The 18,417-nt window shown below is 69.4% G+C and carries 17 protein-coding genes; 6 read left to right on the top strand and 11 right to left on the bottom strand.

Features of this window, described 5'->3' with window-relative positions; translation table 11 throughout:
- Window positions 1-84 precede the first annotated feature (84 nt).
- Entirely contained in the window at window positions 85-1,041 is a 957-nt protein-coding gene (locus AC3ERS_RS17895; protein ID WP_431968860.1) for an alpha/beta fold hydrolase, read from the bottom strand.
- A gap of 432 nt (window positions 1,042-1,473) precedes the next feature.
- Between AC3ERS_RS17895 and AC3ERS_RS17890 the strand changes: the two genes are divergently transcribed.
- The 5 genes from AC3ERS_RS17890 (at window position 1,474) to AC3ERS_RS17870 (ending at window position 5,652) form a co-directional block, all read left to right on the top strand.
- The gene (locus AC3ERS_RS17890) at window positions 1,474-2,301 is read left to right on the top strand and encodes a hypothetical protein (protein ID WP_431968858.1); all 828 of its coding nucleotides are present in this window, start codon (window positions 1,474-1,476) and stop codon (window positions 2,299-2,301) included.
- Window positions 2,302-2,697: 396 nt separating this feature from the next.
- Entirely contained in the window at window positions 2,698-3,252 is a 555-nt protein-coding gene (msrA, locus tag AC3ERS_RS17885) for a peptide-methionine (S)-S-oxide reductase MsrA (RefSeq protein WP_431968856.1), read from the top strand.
- Between the two features lie 150 nt (window positions 3,253-3,402).
- Window positions 3,403-4,392 (top strand): DUF6745 domain-containing protein, encoded by a 990-nt coding sequence (locus tag AC3ERS_RS17880; RefSeq protein WP_431968854.1) that lies wholly within the window; start codon window positions 3,403-3,405, stop codon window positions 4,390-4,392.
- A gap of 10 nt (window positions 4,393-4,402) precedes the next feature.
- Window positions 4,403-4,807: a hypothetical protein gene (locus AC3ERS_RS17875; protein ID WP_431968852.1), complete on the top strand. Its 405-nt coding sequence runs from the start codon at window positions 4,403-4,405 to the stop codon at window positions 4,805-4,807.
- 203 nt (window positions 4,808-5,010) lie between these two features.
- Window positions 5,011-5,652 (top strand): NAD(P)-dependent oxidoreductase, encoded by a 642-nt coding sequence (locus tag AC3ERS_RS17870; protein WP_431968850.1) that lies wholly within the window; start codon window positions 5,011-5,013, stop codon window positions 5,650-5,652.
- Between the two features lie 86 nt (window positions 5,653-5,738).
- On the opposite strand, the gene AC3ERS_RS17865 is transcribed toward AC3ERS_RS17870, so the two are convergent.
- From AC3ERS_RS17865 to AC3ERS_RS17820, 10 genes are all read right to left on the bottom strand, one after another.
- Entirely contained in the window at window positions 5,739-6,044 is a 306-nt protein-coding gene (locus AC3ERS_RS17865; RefSeq protein ID WP_431968848.1) for a hypothetical protein, read from the bottom strand.
- 160 nt (window positions 6,045-6,204) lie between these two features.
- Entirely contained in the window at window positions 6,205-6,594 is a 390-nt protein-coding gene (locus AC3ERS_RS17860) for a hypothetical protein (RefSeq protein ID WP_431968846.1), read from the bottom strand.
- A 148-nt stretch (window positions 6,595-6,742) separates the two neighbouring features.
- A complete protein-coding gene (locus AC3ERS_RS17855) occupies window positions 6,743-7,630 on the bottom strand; it encodes a universal stress protein (RefSeq protein WP_431968844.1) in 888 nt (295 codons plus the stop codon).
- A 150-nt stretch (window positions 7,631-7,780) separates the two neighbouring features.
- Window positions 7,781-9,907, bottom strand: a complete 2,127-nt coding sequence (locus AC3ERS_RS17850) for an MMPL family transporter (RefSeq protein WP_431968842.1) — start codon at window positions 9,905-9,907, stop codon at window positions 7,781-7,783.
- Window positions 9,908-9,999: 92 nt separating this feature from the next.
- Window positions 10,000-11,193 carry a peptide synthetase gene (locus AC3ERS_RS17845; RefSeq protein WP_431968840.1) on the bottom strand — a complete coding sequence of 398 codons (1,194 nt, stop codon included), beginning with the start codon at window positions 11,191-11,193 and terminating at the stop codon, window positions 10,000-10,002.
- 19 nt (window positions 11,194-11,212) lie between these two features.
- Entirely contained in the window at window positions 11,213-12,256 is a 1,044-nt protein-coding gene (locus AC3ERS_RS17840; protein ID WP_431968838.1) for an NAD-dependent epimerase/dehydratase family protein, read from the bottom strand.
- Window positions 12,253-12,579, bottom strand: a complete 327-nt coding sequence (locus tag AC3ERS_RS17835) for a hypothetical protein (protein ID WP_431968836.1) — start codon at window positions 12,577-12,579, stop codon at window positions 12,253-12,255. Before AC3ERS_RS17835 ends, AC3ERS_RS17840 begins: the two co-directional genes overlap by 4 nt.
- The gene (locus tag AC3ERS_RS17830) at window positions 12,576-14,255 is read right to left on the bottom strand and encodes a fatty acid CoA ligase family protein (protein ID WP_431968834.1); all 1,680 of its coding nucleotides are present in this window, start codon (window positions 14,253-14,255) and stop codon (window positions 12,576-12,578) included. Before AC3ERS_RS17830 ends, AC3ERS_RS17835 begins: the two co-directional genes overlap by 4 nt.
- On the bottom strand, window positions 14,252-15,166 hold the full coding sequence (locus tag AC3ERS_RS17825; RefSeq protein ID WP_431968832.1) for a hypothetical protein: 915 nt from the start codon (window positions 15,164-15,166) through the stop codon (window positions 14,252-14,254). Before AC3ERS_RS17825 ends, AC3ERS_RS17830 begins: the two co-directional genes overlap by 4 nt.
- 10 nt (window positions 15,167-15,176) lie before the next feature.
- Window positions 15,177-16,226, bottom strand: coding sequence for a 3-oxoacyl-ACP synthase III family protein (locus tag AC3ERS_RS17820; RefSeq protein ID WP_431968830.1), 1,050 nt, complete (start codon window positions 16,224-16,226; stop codon window positions 15,177-15,179).
- A 675-nt stretch (window positions 16,227-16,901) separates the two neighbouring features.
- Between AC3ERS_RS17820 and AC3ERS_RS17815 the strand changes: the two genes are divergently transcribed.
- The gene (locus AC3ERS_RS17815; RefSeq protein ID WP_431968828.1) at window positions 16,902-18,395 is read left to right on the top strand and encodes a flavin-containing monooxygenase; all 1,494 of its coding nucleotides are present in this window, start codon (window positions 16,902-16,904) and stop codon (window positions 18,393-18,395) included.
- Window positions 18,396-18,417 lie beyond the last annotated feature (22 nt).

The raw sequence follows: 18,417 nt of genomic DNA, 5'->3' as shown, positions 1-18,417 counted from the left end.
GGCCGAGACGCGGCGAAGCGTCTCCGGTGGCCGACCCCGAGGGCTTCGGGCAGACGGATGGCGCGGCGCGACCGTTCGAGTGGGCTACGAGACCAGCTCGAGGTGCGGGGCCTCGCTCCGGCAGGCGCCTTCCGCGCGGGTGAGGAGGCGGTCGATGGCGTCGGCGACCGGCCGGGGCTGCTCGAGGATCACGGAGTGACCGGCGCCGTCGAGCAGCACCAGATCCGAGTACTCGACGGCGGCGGCCATCGCGACGGAATGCGACGGCGGCGTGATCAGGTCGGCCGACCCGCACAGCACCAAGGTGGGGATCTTCGACAGCACGGCGAGCGCCTCGGTCTGGTCGAAGGCGGCGAAGGAGCTGAGGAAGCTCGCCATCGTCACGATCGACGTCTGGTTGTGCATCGCGCCCGCGAGGGCGAGAACCCTGGGGCTGACCCGGCGATCGCCGAATTCGGCGGTGCGGATGAGCGGCGCGAAGACCTTGCTCGCCACGAGCTTCGCGTGATGCATCGTGTTCGGAGCGCGCCGGACCGCGGCCTGGAACAGGGAGAGGGCCGGATTGCGCAGGAGGCGGCCGAAGCCGGCGTCGGCGACCCCGCCCGCGGCGGTCGCGATCAGTGCGACGCCGACGATGCGTGTGCCGATCTGGTGCGGGTACCGGGCCGCGTAGGTCAGCGCGGTCATGCCGCCCATCGAGTGGCCGACGAGGACGACCGGTCCGGTGGGGGCGACCACGTCGAGGACGTGGCGCAGGTCGTCGCCGAGCTGCTCGATGTTGTAGGTCCGATGCGACGCCGCGTCCGAGACGCCGTGGCCGCGGTGGTCGTAGCAGACGACCCTGGCGCACTCGTAGCGACGCAACAGCGCGTCTCGGACGTAGGCCCACGATCCGGTGTGCAGGCAATGCCCGTGCAACAGCACGACCGTGAGGTCCGCGTCGCGGGGGCCGTATTCGCGCACGGCGAGTTTTACACCGTCCCCGGTCCGGACCGTGAGACGTCGTCGCGCCTTGGTGGCGATGCTGCTGACGTTCGACATGGCGTGCTCCGGTTCGCTGATGGTGGCTTGTCCTACTGTCCGCCATCACGGCCGCCGATAGCAGGCCCCCGAGTGCTGAGGCCGGTCCCCCAGAGGTGGAGCGGAATCACCACCTAGGTGAGGTCCGGCTCGGCGGGTCCGGCGCGGCGATCGAAGGTCTGTTGCGGGCGGCCGAACGCACCGAGACGGCGGTGAGCTGAGCTTTTACCTCGCGATGCTGTGACGGATCACCGCGCGCCTTCCACGATGTGCCCACCCGGGCTATTGTGCTGTAACTTACTGGCCGGGAACAGGGTTCGTCGCGGCAGCGATCGACGTCCTGTTCTCCGAATGTGTTTCACCTACGCAGTGGGAGTGTTTGCCGTGGCAGGTCGGCATCGTCGGGTAACCAACTCCGGGGCACGTAATGCCGTCCGGCCCATGGTAGGTGCGGTGCCGATCGCGCTAGTCGTGGTCTGCGCGGGCACGGCGACCGCTGACCCGACCGTCGCTCCCGCGACGCCAGGCATCACCCAGCCCGAGCAGCCGGTGCAGCCTGCGGTGACGCCGACGACGCCCCGCCAGCCCGGTGTCACCACCGAGCCGATCCGGCCGGCCGAGCCGGGCCCGTCCGACCCTGTCCAGGTGCCCGAACCGAAGGTCGACCCCGGACTCGAGCGCGTCGAACCGGCGACTCCGGAACCGCAGCCGGTTCCGCAGAGCGCGCCGGTCGAGCCGGAAGTCCACCAGGAGCCGCAGCTGCCCGAGGTCGCGCCGCACACCCTGCGTGTCGGTGACTTCAGCGCACCCATGCCCCAGGAAGTGCCCGGCGACGTGCTGGCCGGCGTGAATCACGGTATCGCCGAGTTCCAAGCCCAGGTGACGGCGGCATCGCAAGGCGTCGGCGTCGGCATCGACTCGCATCGAGCGGGCAACATCGTCGGCGGCGCGCTGATCGGCGCGGCTGTCGCGGGTGTGCCCGCCGCGGTGATCGGCGGGGTCGGCGGCGGGCTGATCGGGGCAGGCGTCGGATTCGGGGTCGGCGTCGCGGGGACGGCGGCGGGCGGCGTCATCGCGGCCGCCGCGGCAGGTGTTCCCACCTGTGGCGCAGGTGCGGTGCCCGCTCTCGGAGCGGCACTGGTCGCCGCCGTCCCTGTCGCCGGTGGCGCGACGGTGGCAGGCGCCGCGATCGGCGCCGCGGTCGGCGCGGCCGCGGTCGGTCTTCCCGCCGCCGCGGTCGGCGGCCTCATCGGCGGCGCGGTGGGTTCGCAGTTCGCCTGATCACCCGTTCGTAGCGAAGAGCCGGACGAGACCCCGCCGTTGCCACAGCGACGGCGGGGTCTGTCGCGCGTGGTGACACGGGCGATCGGACTCATGGCGGTGCCTCGCCGCGCCCAGCCTCGCTTCGAGGAGTGCCAGCGAGAGTCCGACCGGGAATACCCGCTGGTCCGGCTCACCGATGGTGACCGCGCCCGTTATGTCAAGCGTGAGGCGCCCGAGCCGAGCAGACGCCTGACCTCGGCGTCGAGGTCCCCGGTGTCGAGCGCGTGATCCTCGAGCTCGCCGAGCCGCGCGAAGGCGGCATGCAGACCGGTGATCGCGCCGCGTCCCGCCGTGCGTGTGTCGACAGGGTCGGGACTTTTCGCGTCGGGTCCTCGGTTGTACGTGGGGCCGATAATGGATGTCGGGAACTACATCAGCTCGCTCTGCGAAGGAGGACGCGTGACCGACACGCGGAAGGCGATTCTGGCCGGCGGATGCTTCTGGGGAATGCAGGACTTGATTCGTAAGCAGCCGGGGGTGCTGTCCACGCGGGTCGGGTACACCGGTGGGCGCAACGATCACCCCACGTACCGGAATCATCCGGGCCATGCGGAGGCCGTGGAGATCGTGTACGACCCGGCGGAGACGGACTACCGCGCGCTGCTGGAGTTCTTCTTCCAGATCCACGATCCGAGCACGAAGGATCGGCAGGGCAACGACATCGGGACCAGCTACCGCTCGGGCATCTTCTACCTCGACGAGGATCAGAAGCGGGCCGCGCTGGAGACCATCCTCGATGTCGAAGACTCCGGGCTGTGGCCGGGCAAGGTGGTCACCGAGGTGACACCGGCGAGCGAGTTCTGGGAGGCCGAGCCGGAGCACCAGGATTACCTGGAGCGCTACCCGGACGGGTACACCTGCCACTTCCCGCGGCCCGGGTGGAAACTGCCGAAGCGGCAGACCGCGTAAGGGTTTCGCCGAAGACCGACCGTTGCCGAAGCGCGGTCGGTCTGTCACTCTTGTTGTCATGATCAGTGGAAAGGACGACACCACCGTCATCCGGTGAGTGGTCTCACGCAGCGAGAAGCTGCAGAAATCCGTCGAAAATGGTCGGGCCGGATGCTGTCCACCACACCCGCCGACCGTCCAGCCGCCGAAGCGGCGATCTCCTTACTCTACGAATCGGCGGGACTGAGTCCGCCCCGATTCCGGTGGGTCTCCTCGCCGTTGATCGCGTTGACGACCGGTGAACCGGGGCTGTCCGATCAACTGGGGCAGCGGTGGCGCGGCCTCGATGGCACTGTGCCGCAGGCTCTTTGGTCGGACGTCGCCGCCGATCTGCCGCGTGCGGCCCAGATGCCGGGTCGATTGTTCGAGATGTGGGTTGCCACGCCACTGCTGTCGTCGTGGAGCAACTACGTGCAGCCGATTCTCGATGCGGCGCACGGTCGGCGCAGCCCATTGCTGCAGTGGAACACTCGATTCGGGATCGGCTGGATTCCGGCTTGGTCCGATGTTCGATACGGGCGTCATCCCCGTTCGATGCGGCTATGGGATGCGCTGGCCGCGACCGTCCGCGCATGTGGCCCATGGTGGTGGCCGGACGAACGGCTGTGCATCGTTTCGGACCCGCCGGAGACGCTCCTCATGGAGACGGCGGGCGACCACGACGAGATGCGGCCGCACTGTGCCGACGGCCCCGCCGTGCGCTTCCGCGACGGCTGGGAGCTGTACTTCTGGCACGGCACGCGGGTGCCCGAGTGGGTGATCACCGACCCGACCGCAGCCGCTATAGATCGCGAATCCAATGTCGAGGTACGGCGTTGTGCGATCGAGCGTCTCGGGTGGCCCGCCTACCTCGAGCAGGCCGGGATGCGGCTCATGGCGACCGCGCCCGATCCGGGAAACCCCGGCTTCGACCTGCTGCTCTACGACCTGCCCCGCAACGAACGCGTCCTCGTCGCGGTGAACGGATCGGTCGAACGCGACGGCACCCGCCGCCGCTACGGCCTGACCGTGCCGGGACATCTCGACGACCCCCTCGCCGCGGCCGCCTGGACCTACGGCCTGAGCCGCGCGCAGTACTCCCAACTCCTCCATCGCACCTGAGGTGAGACACATGACCGATTCCCTTGTGCTCGAACAGCTCGAGCAGACGATTCGAATCCCGATCATCGACGGCATGCACGCGCAGGGCGACCTCCTCGTCATTCCCGCGCATCTGCTCGATTCGGTGACACCACTCCCGAACGCGGAATGGCGCCTCGTCCCGCCGGGCGGCATCGAGGTGCTGCGCGGCGCGGCAGGCGGCAACCCGCACACCCTTGTCGCCGAACCCGGCTCGTGCCGATGGACAACGCAGCTCTACGATCCCACCGGCCTGTCCTTGGGCATGTTCGTCGCCGACACCGTCGCGTATCTCATGCACCCCGAACACGGAGCCACCGGGTCGGCTCCCGGCGCCTACGTGATCCGTCGCCAACGCGAGAACAGCAACTACGGGGCCCGCCTCGTGGCCGACTGAGTTGTCCGGGAAGGTGTTTCGCGAGCCTCGGCCGATCAGGCGGTGCCACCGAGGGGTTCGAGGAGTGTCCGCGGGGTGGCGGCGAGCCGCTACCGTTGTGCCTCCGAAGTGGTTCCACAAAGCGGTATCCCCGTACCGGAATAATTTAGCGTTGAGATAAATTACTTAACGCTGAACGAAAGCGGAGCGAGGAGGTTCTGACGATGCGGATCACGGTGTTCGGAGCGGCGGGAGAGGTGGGACGCCGGGTCGTGGCCGAGGCGCTCGCGCGGGGGCACGAGGTGACGGCGGTCGTGCGCAATCCCGAAAGGGCAGCGGGGCTGCCGGTCGGCGTAGCGGTGCGTACGGGCGATGCCGCGAACGCGGCAGACGTCGAAACACTCGGTGCGGGACAGGATCTGGTGATCACGGCGACCCGCCCCGCCGTCGGTCGGGAAGCCGAGCTGTCGGGGATGACCGCGGCCCTGCTCTCGGGAGCGGCCCGCTCCGGGGTTCGGCTCTTGCTGGTCGGCGGTGCGGCGACGCTGATCGTCCCCGGCGCCGAGGGCGCGACCTTGCACGAGATGCCGGACTTCCCAGTCGAGTTGCGGGCGATCGCCCAGGCTTGCGCCGACCAACTCGCCCTGTGCCGCGCCGATGCGGTCGCGGACTGGACCTACCTGAGCCCACCGGCGGAACTGGCGCCCGGCGAGCGTACCGGCGCATACCGCGTCGGCGGCGACGAACTGCTCGGTGATCCGGACGGCGTCTCCCGAATCTCGATGGAGGACTTCGCGGTCGCGCTGCTCGACGAGGCGGAGCGCCCGGCGCACCGCGGCGTCAGGTTCACCGTCGCGGCGGCGTGAGAACCGGCGCCGAGGTCGGAAAGCGAGCGCGAACGCGCTCGCTCCCGACCTCGGCGCTGGATTCACACCCGATCGGGTGGCGTGGCTCAGTGTCCGGGCGGCAGCGGTACCGGCCTGCCGTCGGGGCCGAGCGGCGGCGGGCACGGCTTGCCGTCGGCGCCGATCGGCGGGGGCAGCGGCTTGCCGTCGGCGCCCAGCGGCGGAGGCCGTGGCTTGCCGTCCTGGCCCAGCGGGGGCGGCGGGCAGCCGTTGCCGGGATGGCTCGGGTCGTGATCGAACCGCGCCGCAGGCAGGATGTGGGTGAGGGGTTCTGCCGTGACCGATCCCGCGGTGATCGCGCCGAATGCCGCGATCGCGGCGGAAGCGAGGAGGGTGGCCGCTCGAAGCCTCATGCGTCGTCCTGTCTCGAAAGAGGTTGTCTGTCATGGCATTGGACGTTTCGCGGCGCATTCGGTTCCCTTGCGCGCGCAGATGTGACGGGCATCACCGAAGATGCGCGGCACGATGCCGCCCGACCCGATCAGGCGGTGACGCCGGACTCGGGTCGGCTTCTCACCCGGTGATCTCCCTGATGCGTGCGGCGAACTCGGCGTCGGTGCGCTCGAAGGCTTCGCGGATGGCGCCGAAGAGGGCTTGGATCTCGGTGGCGACCGCGATGTACTCGGCGAGCGTGTCGTAGGCGTTGTTGGGTCCGCCGAACGCCTTCTCCCGGAACAACTTCACCAACTCGATCGCCGACCGGAGCCGTGGATCGTCCTCGCCGAGCCCCCAGTGGCCGAGGTCGCCGAGCACCCGCGCGTCGTGCTGCGCGGCCGCGAGCGCGGTGATCAGGTCCTGGCACGCGCGGTCCAGGTCGAGGAAGACCTGAGGTTCGAGGCGCACTTGTAGCGCACCGGCTTTCGCGTCTTCGATGAATGCCCCGAACGGGTTAGTCACGGCCATGGCGGTCGCCCCTTCCACTGGTTCCGTCGATGAATCAGACGCGCCAGCCCCGGAACCGGTTCCATCGAAACACGAATTCACCCCGCGGGCCGCCAGTTTCCGGCGTCCGCTGGGCGAGCACGTCGCGGGAGCCGCGCCCCTCGGCTCGTCAGCCCGCGTCGCGGGCGATGACGAGCGGGCAGTTCGCGGAGAGAAGCAGGGATTGGCTGGTCGAGCCGAACACCATGCTGCTGAAGCCGCCCCGGCCCCGGCTCCCGACCACCAGCAGCTGCGCCTGCTCGGACCGTTCGCGCAGCAGGCGTTCCGGCCGGTCCTTGACGACCTCCCGGTGGATGCGGACGCCTGGGAAGCGCTCCTGCCAGCCCGCCAGGCTCTCGGCGAGCACGTAGTCCATCTCGGTGGCGATCGAGTCCGGCTCGAATCCGTAGCGCTCGGGCAGCTCGACGCCGGTCCAGACGTGCAACGCGATGACGTCCACCCCGCGCGCCGCCGCCTCGGCCAGCGCGATGCCGACCGCGGGCTCGCTCACCTGGGTGCCGTCCACGCCGACGATCACCGGCCGCGAACGCATTTCCGGCGAGAGGTCGATGCCTTCGCGCACGATCGCGACGGGACAGTGCGCGCGCCGCGCCAGCGCCGAGCTCACCGAACCGAGCAGGGCCCGGCGCAGGGTGCCGCGTTCCCTGGTCCCCACCACGATCATCCGGGCGTCCGCGGTGTGATCGAGCAGGCTCGGGGTGGTCACCGCCTGCGCGAGTTCGGTGGTGACCTCGACGCCGCCGAATTCCGCCGCCGCTTTCTCGGCCTGCTGGGTCGCCGCGTCGAGCAGCCTGCGACCGTGGTCGGTGAGTCGCGCGTGGTCGGCGCTGGTGAGCGGCTCCGTGGCGCCGGGACCGTAGTCGGCCACCACGTCCACGATGTGGAGCAGGTGCACCGGCGCCCGGTGTCGCGCGGCCGTCTGCGCCGCCCAGATCACCGCCGCCGTCGAGCCGGCGGAACCGTCCACGCCGACCAGGAACGCCGGATTCACCGCCATGACCGCTCCTCTCGTGTGCCACGCGCCAGCTGCCCTCGAGAAAGTTCCGGTGGACACGGCCACCACCCGTGACGATACCCCGTGTGATCGTCGGTCTTCCGGCGCCGAAGGTCGCACCGACGGCGCCGCGGGCCGATCGCCGGACTTCGTTCAGGAGGAGGTGGCCGCGGGCTCCTCGGCCTTTTCCAGGACGGTGGCGACATGCCGCCTCGGACGTTTCGTCCACGGCATCCACCAGTTGGCGCCGCCCATGAGCTGCACGAGCGCGGGCACGAGCAGCATCCGCACCAGGGTCGCGTCGATGACGAGGGCGACGATCATGCCGATGCCGAGGAACCGCATCGGCGTCAGCGGCGAGAGCGTGAACGCGCCGGTGACCAGGACGAGCAGGACGGCCGCCGCCGTGATGACGCGCGCGGTCTTCACGGTGCCGACGCGCACCGCCTCGGCGGTGTCCGCGCCCGCGTTGTGCGCCTCGACCATGCGCGAGAGCAGGAACACCTCGTAGTCGGTGGAGAGCCCGAAGACCACCGCGATGATCAGGACCATCATGCCCGCGGCGATCGGCCCGACGCTGACGCCGAGCACGCCCGCCAGGTGCCCGTCGGCGAAGATCCAGGTGAGCACGCCGAATGTCGCGGCGAGGCTGAGGAAGGCCATCGCGACGGCCTTGAGCGGCAGCACGATCGAGCGGAAGGCGGCCAGCAGCAGGCCGACGGTGGCCAGCACCATGGCCAGCACCATCAGCGGCATCCTCGCCACGATGGAGTCGACGCTGTCCCGGGTGGCCGCGGTGTCGCCGCCGACCCGAATCACGGTGTCGGGCGGCGGCTCGAGCGCCCGGATGTCGCGCACCGCGGCCGCGGCGGCGTCGCTGCGATCGGTGGCGGTCAGGAAGACGTGCACCACCACGAAGTCCTCGGCCCGCCCGACTTGCAGCACCGAGCGGACGCCGGACACGGAACCGAGCGCGCGCAGCGTCTTGTCGACCGCGGCCGCGTTGGGCACCGAGCCGTCCACCCCGCGCAGCACCGCGGTGACGCCGCTGCTCGCGGCGGGGAAGTCGGCGGTGAGCCGGTCGACGGTCTCGCGCATCGCGTTGCCCGCGGGCAGCGCGCGGTGATCGATGTCGCCGAGCCGGATGCCGCCGAGCGGCGCGGCCAGCACGAGCAGCACCGCGCCCACCGCGATCGTGACCGTGCCCGGCCTGCGCAGCACGGCGCCGACGATGCGGCCCCAGAACCGTTCGGTGCGTTCGTTCGGCGTGGCGCGCCCGATGCGCGGCCCGAACAGAGCGAGCATCGCGGGCAGCACGGTCAGCGACAGCGCGGCGGCCAACCCGACGGCGGCGATGGCACCGAAACCCAAGGAGCGCAACACCGCCTGCGGGAAGACGAAGGTACCGGCGAACGCGCAGATCAGCAGCAGCGCCGAGAAGGCGACGGTGCGGCCCGCGGTCGCGCAGGTCCGTTCGATCGCTCTCGGCACGTCGCGCCCATCGGCCATCTCCTCGCGGAACCGGTTGACGAGGAACAGGCCGTAGTCGATCGCCATGCCCAAACCGAGCAGCGAGGCGATGTTGACCGCGAAGGTGCTCACCTCGGTGATCTCGCTGAGCACCCGGATGGCGCCCATCGCGCCCGCGACGGCGAGCATGCCGACCACCACCGGCAGCGAGGCCGCCGCGACGCCGCCGAACACCAGCACCAGCAGCAAGAGGGTCACGGGCAGCGAGATCGATTCCGCCACCAGCAGATCCCGCTGCGACTGGGCGGTGATCTCGGTGGACAGCGCGCTGTAGCCGGACAGCTCGGTGTCGATGCCGGGAACGCGCAGCGCTGCTTCGAGTTTCGGGTAGGCGGCGATGCGCTCCGTCTCGTCGCCCGCGGTGAACACCACCGCCAGCGCGTGACGCCGGTCGGGGGAGCGCAGGAAGTTCGTGCGCGGTGGGACGCTGTTCCAATAGCTTTCGATCGGCCGCGCCAGCAGCGCGGGATCGATGGCGGCGATCGCCGCGCGCACCCGTGGCCCGATGTCCTCGAGTGTCTGGCCCTCCGGGGCCGTGTAGATCGCCACCACGTCGGGATTCTGCGGGCCGAAATGCTCGGTGACGAGCCGGTCGACCAGTGCGGATTCGCTGTTCGGGTCGATGACGCCGCCCGCGCTGAGCTGCTTGGCGGCGCCCGCCCCGAACAGGCCGCACAACCCCATCACAACCACCGCGACACCGAGCACGGTGCGCGGTCGCGCCATCACGAACCGGGCCCAGGCGATCATCGCCGACCTGCCCGACGGTAGCCCCCCGGAATGTACGGATCGGTGTCGCTCATCGGAAACTCCTGTGCCGCAGTGGTTGTAGCTGTCCGGCGTCAGTGCGCCGGCGACGCCGCGAGTTCGTGTTCCAAGGTGGCCACGAGGCGATCCAGCAGCGCTTCCAGTCGCCGCTCGACCCCCGCGCCGTTGCGGCACGACACCGTGATCTCCAGCCGCCCACCCGATTGCACGATGGCGAACAGCAGCGGCATCATCCCGCTGTGCTGCGGCAGCACCCGGATGGACGTCGGGGTGTAGCCGGGCACCGCCATGTCCGTCAGATCGAAGACGCCCACGTGGGTCACCGTGGCGGAGACCAGGTTCCGGCCGAGGCGCGCACCGACCCAGTTGCCCACGCGCATCACTCCACGGACCACCGCGGGCGGGAAGGCCGTCAGGCCGCCGTTGTCCATCTGATTGAGCTCACGGTTCTCCTTGAGGCCCGCGCGCAACTGGTCGTTCACGGACTTCCAGTCGTCGCCCGGGGCGACGTCGAGGAACAGCGGCAGCGCCAGGTTGGCGGTGGACCGCAGCGTGTGGTCGTGCCTGCGCAGGTCGACCGGAATCATGAAGCGGGACTTGGTCTGCGCCGCCTCGGCGAGCACGGCGGCGACCCGCGCGAGAATTCCCTTGCCGGTGCCCTCGATCGTGCGGTGCCGCAGCAGCCAGCGCGAGGCGGCCGGATCCTGCTTGCCGCGACCGGCCGCCGACGAGAAGGTCGGCATCAGCAGCGAGGGCTTGCCGGGCGCGCCGATGCGCGCGACCAGTTGGGCGTCGGCGACCGGGTCGGGCGCGCCGACCGGTTCGACGCCGCGCAGCGCGCGGAACACGTCGTCCACCCACATGCGCATGCCCATGCCGTCCATGACGCCGTGGAACGCGCGGAAGACGATGGTCACCGGATCCGCGGTGAGCAGCAGGATTTCGCAGGTGCGGTCCGGCGTCGGGCCGATCGGGCTGTTGAGGACGGGGTCGTTCTCCAGCTCGGGGTAGGTCAGCGTGTGGCCGTCGACGACCCGCACGGTGGCCGCGACGCCGCTGTCCACCCAGTCGTCGCCGTCCCGGACGAGCCGGGAGCCGGGGATGGCCGCCGCGGCGACGTCGACCGCGCGCTGGAGTTCGGCGGGGTCCAGTACGCCCTGCCCGTGCACCGCCACCTGCATCAGGAACGGCGGTGCGAGCTCACGCGCGGCGAAGTACAGGCGTTCGGTCGGGGTGATGGGACGGCGAAAGGTGGTGTCGCTGCTCATGATTGCCTCCGGGTCGGGATCAGCGCAGGTTTTTGGTCAATTCGCGGACGCCCCCCTGGGTGTCGAGCCAGGCGAGGAAGCTCGCCAGCCCGGCCTCCCGATCGACGATCGGGAGGTAGCCGAAATCGCGGCTCGCCGCGCCGGTGTCGTAGGTCGCCGAGCGGGTCATCAGCGCCACCGCATACCGTGACAGCGGCGGCGACCAGCGGGTGGCCACGGCGGGAATCCGCCAGACCGTCTCGATCACGGCAACCACCGCGTCGAGCACCCGCCGATTCGGCTGCCTGGTCGGCGGCTGATAACCCAGCTCGGCGGCGACCTGCCCGAGGAACTTCCACACGTTGGTCTGCTCGGCGTCGGCGATGAAATACGGCTTGCCGCCGACGGATTCGGAGGCGAGCGCCAGTATCGTCGCCTCGACGATGTTGTCGACGTGGCACAGCGAGGCGTACACGTCGCGCCCGTACGACAGATCCGGCAGCTTGCCCTCGGCGACGCGATCGAGCAGCCGCACGATCGGGCCCGACCGGTCGCCCGCCCCCCAGATCGCCCTCGGCCGCAGTGCGCAGGTGGCGAAACCCGGTGCGTTCGCGGCGAGTACAGCGCGCTCGGCGGCGGCCTTGGTCTCGGAGTAGAGGTTCAGGTAGCGGCGCGGATAGGGGAGGGACTCGTCGACGTCGAGCAGGTCGCCGCCGTGGTAGTCCATCATCGCGCTGGGGCTGGAGATGAACACGAACCGCGACGCGCCGCCCCGCTTGGCCGCGTCGAGCAGCCGCTGGGTGGCGCGGACGTTCTCCTCCCAGAACTGCTCGCGGGTGCCGCGTTCGTCGACGCGGGCGGCGCTGTGCACGACGGCGTCGATCCCGCCGGTCGCCTCCACCAGCGACGGCGCGTCGGTGAGATCACCGTAGACGATCTCGACCCGCTCGCGCGCATCCCTCAGATCGCTCAGATTGCTGGTGCGCCGCACCAGGATTCGCACGTCGTGCGCGCCGTCGGCCACCAGCCTGCGCACGAGCGCGCCGCCGAGGAAGCCCGAGGCCCCGGTAACGAGAATCTTCATCGCTGGCCCTCTCGATGATCGGTGGGTGTGCCGCCGCCGGTCGCGTCGGCCCGGCCGGAGCCGAGCCGATCCCCGTACCAGGTCAAGCCGAAGATTTGGGTGAGCACCGCGGTTTTCAGCGGGGAATGCCCGGTGCCGCGCGTGGCGCGCAGCGCGACCGGGATCTGGGCCGCGTGCACCACCACGCTGAGAAACGCGTCGATCCACCACACGGCGCGCAGCCAGCGGTTGCGTGGCGCCCGTTCGACGAGCGCCGCGACCAGGCCTGCCGCGAGGTAGAGCCAGCCGAGGACCGGAATCGCTCGCAGCGCTGTCGTTCTCATCGGCGCGCCTCGGCCTTCAGCTGCTTGTCTGCCCACACCGCGAGCTGTTCGCGGCCGATCTTGGCGTTGTGCCGGATGTCCACCGGGAACTTGGGGTGCACCAGGACATCGGTGATCTGCTTGGTGAGCTCGTATTCGGTGGCGCGGGTGCGCAGCTTCATCTCGACGGCGGTGCGATCCACACCCGGCTTCAGCTCGACGCACAGCACGGGTCGCTGCGCGCCCTTCACGCCGACGCCGACCAGCGCCGTGCGCGCCACGCCGGACACCGTGTTGAAGATCTGCTCGAGCTGCACGGTGAACATCGGACCGTCCGCGGTGACCACCCGCTGACTCTTGCGCCCGCAGAACCAGATTCGGCCCTGTTCGTCGATCCGGGCCAGATCGCCTGTGCGGTGCCAGATCCGGTCGCCGTCGACGATCTTGCCCTGGTGGTTGGCCTCGTGCGGCCAGTAGTACGCGGTGCTCACGTTCGGACCCGAGACGACGAGTTCGCCCACGCCCCTGGTCTTCTCCAGTTCGCCCGCCAGCTCCTCGGCGCGCGCCCAGGTCGGGATCGGCGCGTCGGTGATGGCCACCAGCCGGGCTTCGACCCGGTCCGACGGCCGCCCGATACAGGTGCCTTCGCCTTGGTGCGCCTTGGTCACCAAGCCGCCGAGTAGTTCCCTGGATTCGATGGTGGACATGGGCAGCGCCTCGGTGGAGCCGTAGCCGGCGAAGATCTGCACGTCCTCGTTCAGCACGTCGCGCAGCCCGGCGATGCACCAGTCCGGCACCGGCGCACCGCCGGAGTAGATGCTGCCGAGGGTGGGCAGATCCGTCGGGTGCCGCTCCAGGTGGCGCAGCAGCGGGATCAGCACCGCTGGGGAGGCGAACATGGTCCGCACCCCGAATTTTCCGATGGCGTCGACCACGTGCGCCGGGTCCGTCGAGCCGACCTGGCTGGGAATCAGCGGCGGCAGCACGCAGCGCGCGCCGAGCAGCAGATCGAGCACGCCGACCAGCGGCAGGGTGATCAGCGAGGTGTCCGGAGGGACGTGGCCGCGCGCGGTGTCGACCTGCTCCACCATGGCGGCGAGGTTGCCGTGGGTGAGCTGAACCGCCTTCGCCGGGCCGGTGCTTCCGGTGGTGAAGGCGATGATCAGCAGACTGCCCGGGTCGGCGGGTGCGCGATTCGGCGCCGGGCGCTGCGGGCGCCGGGCCCAGTCCTGCAACCGCTCACCGCGCCAGAACCACTGTTTGCCGACGGTGACCGCGGTGCGCACGCCGCGGAAGCTGCGGGGGAACAGAACGCGCAAGGCGTGCGCCTGCGGGATGCCGATGAACGCCTCGGCGTCCACCGCGCGCAAGCAGCGCAACATCTTGCGCACACCCATGCCCGGGTCGATGACCACGGGCGCGGCCCCGATCTTCAACAGCGCGAACAGGATCGCGTAGAGCTCGGGGCTCGGCAGGACCAGCACGATGGTGCGGGTGCCGGTGCCGACGCCGGAGGCCGTCAGCCGCTCGGCGATCGCGTCCGACCATTCGTCGAGTTCGCGATAGCTGAGGTGCCGGTAGGCCGGCAGGCCATCGGGATTCTTCCCCTCGGGGTAGATCACCGCTTGGCGGTCCGGCTCCGTGCGCGCGAACGCACGGAACCGGTCGATGGCCTGCCAGTAAGTCCCTGCGGTCACGCGGGCGCCCCGACGAGGGCAGGCAGCCGGTACAGCACCGCCGCCGCCGACGGACCCGCGCCCGCCGCGACGAACAGCACCTGCGTGTGCGGGCCGAACGCATCCTGCGCCACGGCGCGGTCGTAGGCCAGTGGCAGCGCGGCGGTGTGCGGGTCCCCGTCGGACAGGTCGGGGGTGCGCACCGAATCACGCGCGATGCCGAGCGCGTCCGCCAGCCGCAGCGGGAATTCCGCGCTCGGTGTGGAGGCGATGAGCACCGTGGCGGCCAGATCGATGTCACCGGCCTCGGCGAGCGCCGCGCGGGCGGGCTCCAGCGCGACCTCGAGGAGGCGGTCCTCGAAGCCGGGCTCACGCTCGACGGTCATCAGGCCGCGGCCGACGGTGCCCATGGTGGCGGTGTCGACGTAGGCCTCGATGGCCGGCGTGCCCTCGGCGGTCGCGGTGTGCACACGGCCGAAGCCCTCGGGCTCGTCGGTGCGCTCCAGCAACAATGCGGCACCCGCTGTGGCGTAGGGGAATTCGTCGTCGGCAATCGCGCGGGTCAGCGACGGGTGGGTGTCACCGGAGACGATCAGCACGTGCTCGGCGCTGCCGGTCTCCAGGATCGAGATGGCCACCTGCACCGCGTTGAGCACGCCGACCGCGCCGTTCATCAGGTCGAACGAGAACGAGGTCGGATCGTCCTTCTCGTACTCGAGGCCGATGCCCGCCGCCTTCTGGATCAGCGCGGATACCGCGGGTTCCACGGTGTTCGAATCGCGGTGCACGCCCGCGTTGATCAGCACGCCGACCTGCGCGGGCTCGATGCCCGCGCGGTCCATCGCGCGCCGTGCGGCGCGGCCGCTGTGCGCGATGATGCTGTGGGTGTCGCCCGCCCGGCTGACTCCGGTGGACTTGATACGCACGCCCATGTCGATTACCTCAGACCTTCAGGGAGGAGATGGTGGTGGACAGGAAGCCGGTCACGACGCCGGAAGCGGCCGGGATCATCAGCAGTTTCGATCCCGCCGGGATGTTCTGATCGCTGAGCTGATCGTGCAGCACGATGAAATGCGAAGTGGTGGAGGTGTTTCCGTACTTGTGGATGACGTTGAGGTCCGGCGGCATCGGCGAGCCGAACTCGCGTGCGGCGATCGCGTTGGCGTAGGGAACCGCCGCGGCGCCGAACTGGTGGTGGATGATGTAGTCGAACTGCTCGTCGGCGAAGGTCTTGCCCTGCGCGTCCAGGTAGCTGCCCTGGGTGTTCGGCCAGAGCATGAACCGGGCCTCGTTGTGCATCTTGCGGTTGTCGGTGTACAGGGCGACGCCCTGGGTCCGGCCGCTGGGCATGCCGAGGCACAGGTGCGAGTGCTCCGAGGCCGTCATCATCTCGATGTAGTGGATCTTGTCGGCGTCGTCGACCGCCTCGTCCAGCACGATCGCGCATCCCGAATCACCGACCGAGAGCGAGGCGAACTGCAGATCGTATTTCTCGGAAATTTCGTTCACCGCGGTTTCGGCGATCGGCGTAATTGCTTCACCGCTGACCACCATGCCGTTTCGGACGATGCCGGCACGAATCATCCGATCGAGGATGTAGGTGCCGGAGAGCATTCCGGCGCACGCATTCGAAATATCGAAAGTGATCGCCTTTCGAGCGCCGACGTGTTTGGCGATCGACGAGGCGAAAGCGGGCTCCATATACACCCTGGTGCCGTGCTTGCTGCGCGTGATCGAACTGGAGATGATCACGTCGAGTTCGGCGGCGGAGTACCGTGACCTGGACAGGCAGTCCTCGGCGGCCTTGATGGCGAGCGCGAAGGAATCCTCGTAACTTTCCGGACGCGTATCGTGCACCCGGCGTTCCTTGATTCCTGTGATTCGCTCGAGATCGAACGACGGCGGCACCTTGAGCCGCGCGATCAAGTCCTCGGTGGTGACGCTGTTCGAGGGCAGATATGCGCCGATGGATTCGAAGCGAGAATGCGACACGTGAGCTCCTGGAAATCGTTGACAGATACGGTTCCGGATCTTCTCTGATCGTCGGTGCGTCGGAACACTACCGGACAGTAACTAGAAATGGGTACGTTTCGAAATCGACCCTCCTTCTCAGACAGTCGGCGCGGCGACGTATACGTTTCGTGCGGTGTCACTAACTGGATACTGCTCGGCTATGGCCGCTCGCTATGGTGGCCGGTAGGGGGCACTTCACCGCCCTGACACTCGTTTTGCGAGCTTGCTGGGCGACGAAGGCGATCCGCGGCGCGATGCGGGTGCGTTGTGAGCGCGAACAATTGGCTAACCAGGGTTCGAAATAGCTAGGCGGATGTACGAAGTGGTACCGCCGAGCTTCCTGTGAGTGACCTCACTCGCCTGCGAGGCCTTGCGAACCGGTCGGTATCGAAAGCGGGTTCGTCGCCCCCGAATCTCGGCAATGGCGTTGGGGTGGAGGCGAACCGGTTCGTCGCCGATTTCGGGCCCGCGCGTGCTCGCCTCCGGTCCGGATGGGCGGCCGAGTGGACATCGAATTGGGCGACCGGGCGTACTCGCGCCTGCGGCCCGGCTCCGGACAGGCCATCGACAGACGTCGCAGGCGGCGCGATTAGGCTTCCCTTATCGCGGATGCACCGCCGCACCCGTCCGCAGAAGAATCGGAGGAGCTGTGTCATGACGACCGAGACCGAGCACGTCGATGTACTCATCGTCGGGGCCGGATTGTCCGGCATCGGTGCGGCGTACCACGTGCGGCGGGCTTTCCCGGGACGTCGTTTCGCGGTTCTGGAGAGCCGCGCCGCCCTCGGCGGCACCTGGGATCTGTTCCGCTACCCGGGACTTCGCTCGGACTCGGACATGTACACCCTCGGTTACCGCTTCCGCCCCTGGCTGGGGGACAAGGCGATCGCCGACGGTCACACGATCCTCGATTATCTGCGGGACACCGCGAGCGAGAACGGGATCGCCGAACACATCCGCTACCACCACCGCGTGGTGCGGGCCGAATGGTCCTCGTCCGACAATCGGTGGACCGTGCGCGCCGAACGGACCGACACGGGCGACGTGGTCACGCTGACCACCGATTTCCTGTGGTGCTGCTCCGGCTACTACCGGTACGACGAGGGCTACACGCCGGACTTCGCGGGCACCGAGCGCTTCTCCGGTCCGATCATCCACCCGCAGCACTGGCCGGACGAGCTGGACGTCGCGGGCAAGCACGTGGTGCTCGTCGGCAGCGGCGCCACCGCCGTGACGCTCGGGCCCGCGCTGACCGCGCAGGGTGCGCACGTCACCATGCTGCAGCGCTCACCCAGCTACATCATCTCCGCGCCCGAACGCGACAATCTGGCCCACCGGGCGCGAAAGTGGTTGCCCGCCAAGGCTGCCTACGCGGTAGCGCGCGCGAAGAACGTCGCCATCGCGACCGCGATCTATCAGCTGAGCCAGCGCTACCCGGAACGCATGCGGGCACGCATCCGCGGGTGGCAGCAGCGCTGGCTGCCGCCGGGCTTCGACATCGACACCCACTTCACGCCGAAGTACAACCCGTGGGACCAGCGGCTGTGCCTCGCGCCGAACGGCGACTTCTTCCGCGCTATTCGCAAGGGCGAGCTCGACATCGTCACCGATCGCATCGAGACCTTCACCGAGCGCGGTCTCGCGCTGGCCTCCGGCGGCCACCTCGACGCCGACATCGTCATCACCGCAACGGGTTTGAACCTGCTCGCCTTCGGCGGCATGAAACTGGTCGTGGACGGGAAGCCGGTCGAGATGGCCGATCACCTCGCCTACAAGGCGATGATGCTCTCCGGGGTGCCGAACTTCGCCTTCGTGATCGGCTACACGAACGCGTCGTGGACGCTGAAAGCGGATCTGGTCAGCGAATACGTAGTTCGCCTGCTGCGGCACATGGACGCGCACGGCTACGCCCGCTGCATGCCGGTGCGCGACCCTTCGGTCGGCAAGGCGCCGCTGTTCACCAACTTCATGCCCGGTTACGTGCTGCGCGCCGCCACCCTGTTCCCGATGCAGGGCGATCGCGCGCCGTGGGCGCTGCACATGAACTACGTGCGCGATCTGATCACGTTGCGCCACGGCGCGATCACCGACGGCGCCATGCGATTCGAGGGCGCCGCGCGCCGCGACCGGATCCCCGCCGGGACGTAGCGAGCGCTTCCGGGAGGGGCGC

Source organism: Nocardia sp. bgisy134, assembly GCF_057708325.1.
This window is presented reverse-complemented; position numbering and strand designations above follow the sequence as displayed.

What these genes read in the sequence shown, in the direction of transcription:
- AC3ERS_RS17895 (WP_431968860.1), bottom strand. Translation starts at nt 1,041, where the DNA reads ATGTCGAACGTCAGCAGCATCGCCACCAAGGCGCGACGACGTCTCACG.
- msrA (WP_431968856.1), top strand. Translation starts at nt 2,698, where the DNA reads ATGGATGTCGGGAACTACATCAGCTCGCTCTGCGAAGGAGGACGCGTG.
- AC3ERS_RS17880 (WP_431968854.1), top strand. Translation starts at nt 3,403, where the DNA reads ATGCTGTCCACCACACCCGCCGACCGTCCAGCCGCCGAAGCGGCGATC.
- AC3ERS_RS17875 (WP_431968852.1), top strand. Translation starts at nt 4,403, where the DNA reads ATGACCGATTCCCTTGTGCTCGAACAGCTCGAGCAGACGATTCGAATC.
- AC3ERS_RS17870 (WP_431968850.1), top strand. Translation starts at nt 5,011, where the DNA reads ATGCGGATCACGGTGTTCGGAGCGGCGGGAGAGGTGGGACGCCGGGTC.
- AC3ERS_RS17865 (WP_431968848.1), bottom strand. Translation starts at nt 6,044, where the DNA reads ATGAGGCTTCGAGCGGCCACCCTCCTCGCTTCCGCCGCGATCGCGGCA.
- AC3ERS_RS17860 (WP_431968846.1), bottom strand. Translation starts at nt 6,594, where the DNA reads ATGGCCGTGACTAACCCGTTCGGGGCATTCATCGAAGACGCGAAAGCC.
- AC3ERS_RS17855 (WP_431968844.1), bottom strand. Translation starts at nt 7,630, where the DNA reads ATGGCGGTGAATCCGGCGTTCCTGGTCGGCGTGGACGGTTCCGCCGGC.
- AC3ERS_RS17850 (WP_431968842.1), bottom strand. Translation starts at nt 9,907, where the DNA reads ATGATCGCCTGGGCCCGGTTCGTGATGGCGCGACCGCGCACCGTGCTC.
- AC3ERS_RS17845 (WP_431968840.1), bottom strand. Translation starts at nt 11,193, where the DNA reads ATGAGCAGCGACACCACCTTTCGCCGTCCCATCACCCCGACCGAACGC.
- AC3ERS_RS17840 (WP_431968838.1), bottom strand. Translation starts at nt 12,256, where the DNA reads ATGAAGATTCTCGTTACCGGGGCCTCGGGCTTCCTCGGCGGCGCGCTC.
- AC3ERS_RS17835 (WP_431968836.1), bottom strand. Translation starts at nt 12,579, where the DNA reads ATGAGAACGACAGCGCTGCGAGCGATTCCGGTCCTCGGCTGGCTCTAC.
- AC3ERS_RS17825 (WP_431968832.1), bottom strand. Translation starts at nt 15,166, where the DNA reads ATGGGCGTGCGTATCAAGTCCACCGGAGTCAGCCGGGCGGGCGACACC.
- AC3ERS_RS17815 (WP_431968828.1), top strand. Translation starts at nt 16,902, where the DNA reads ATGACGACCGAGACCGAGCACGTCGATGTACTCATCGTCGGGGCCGGA.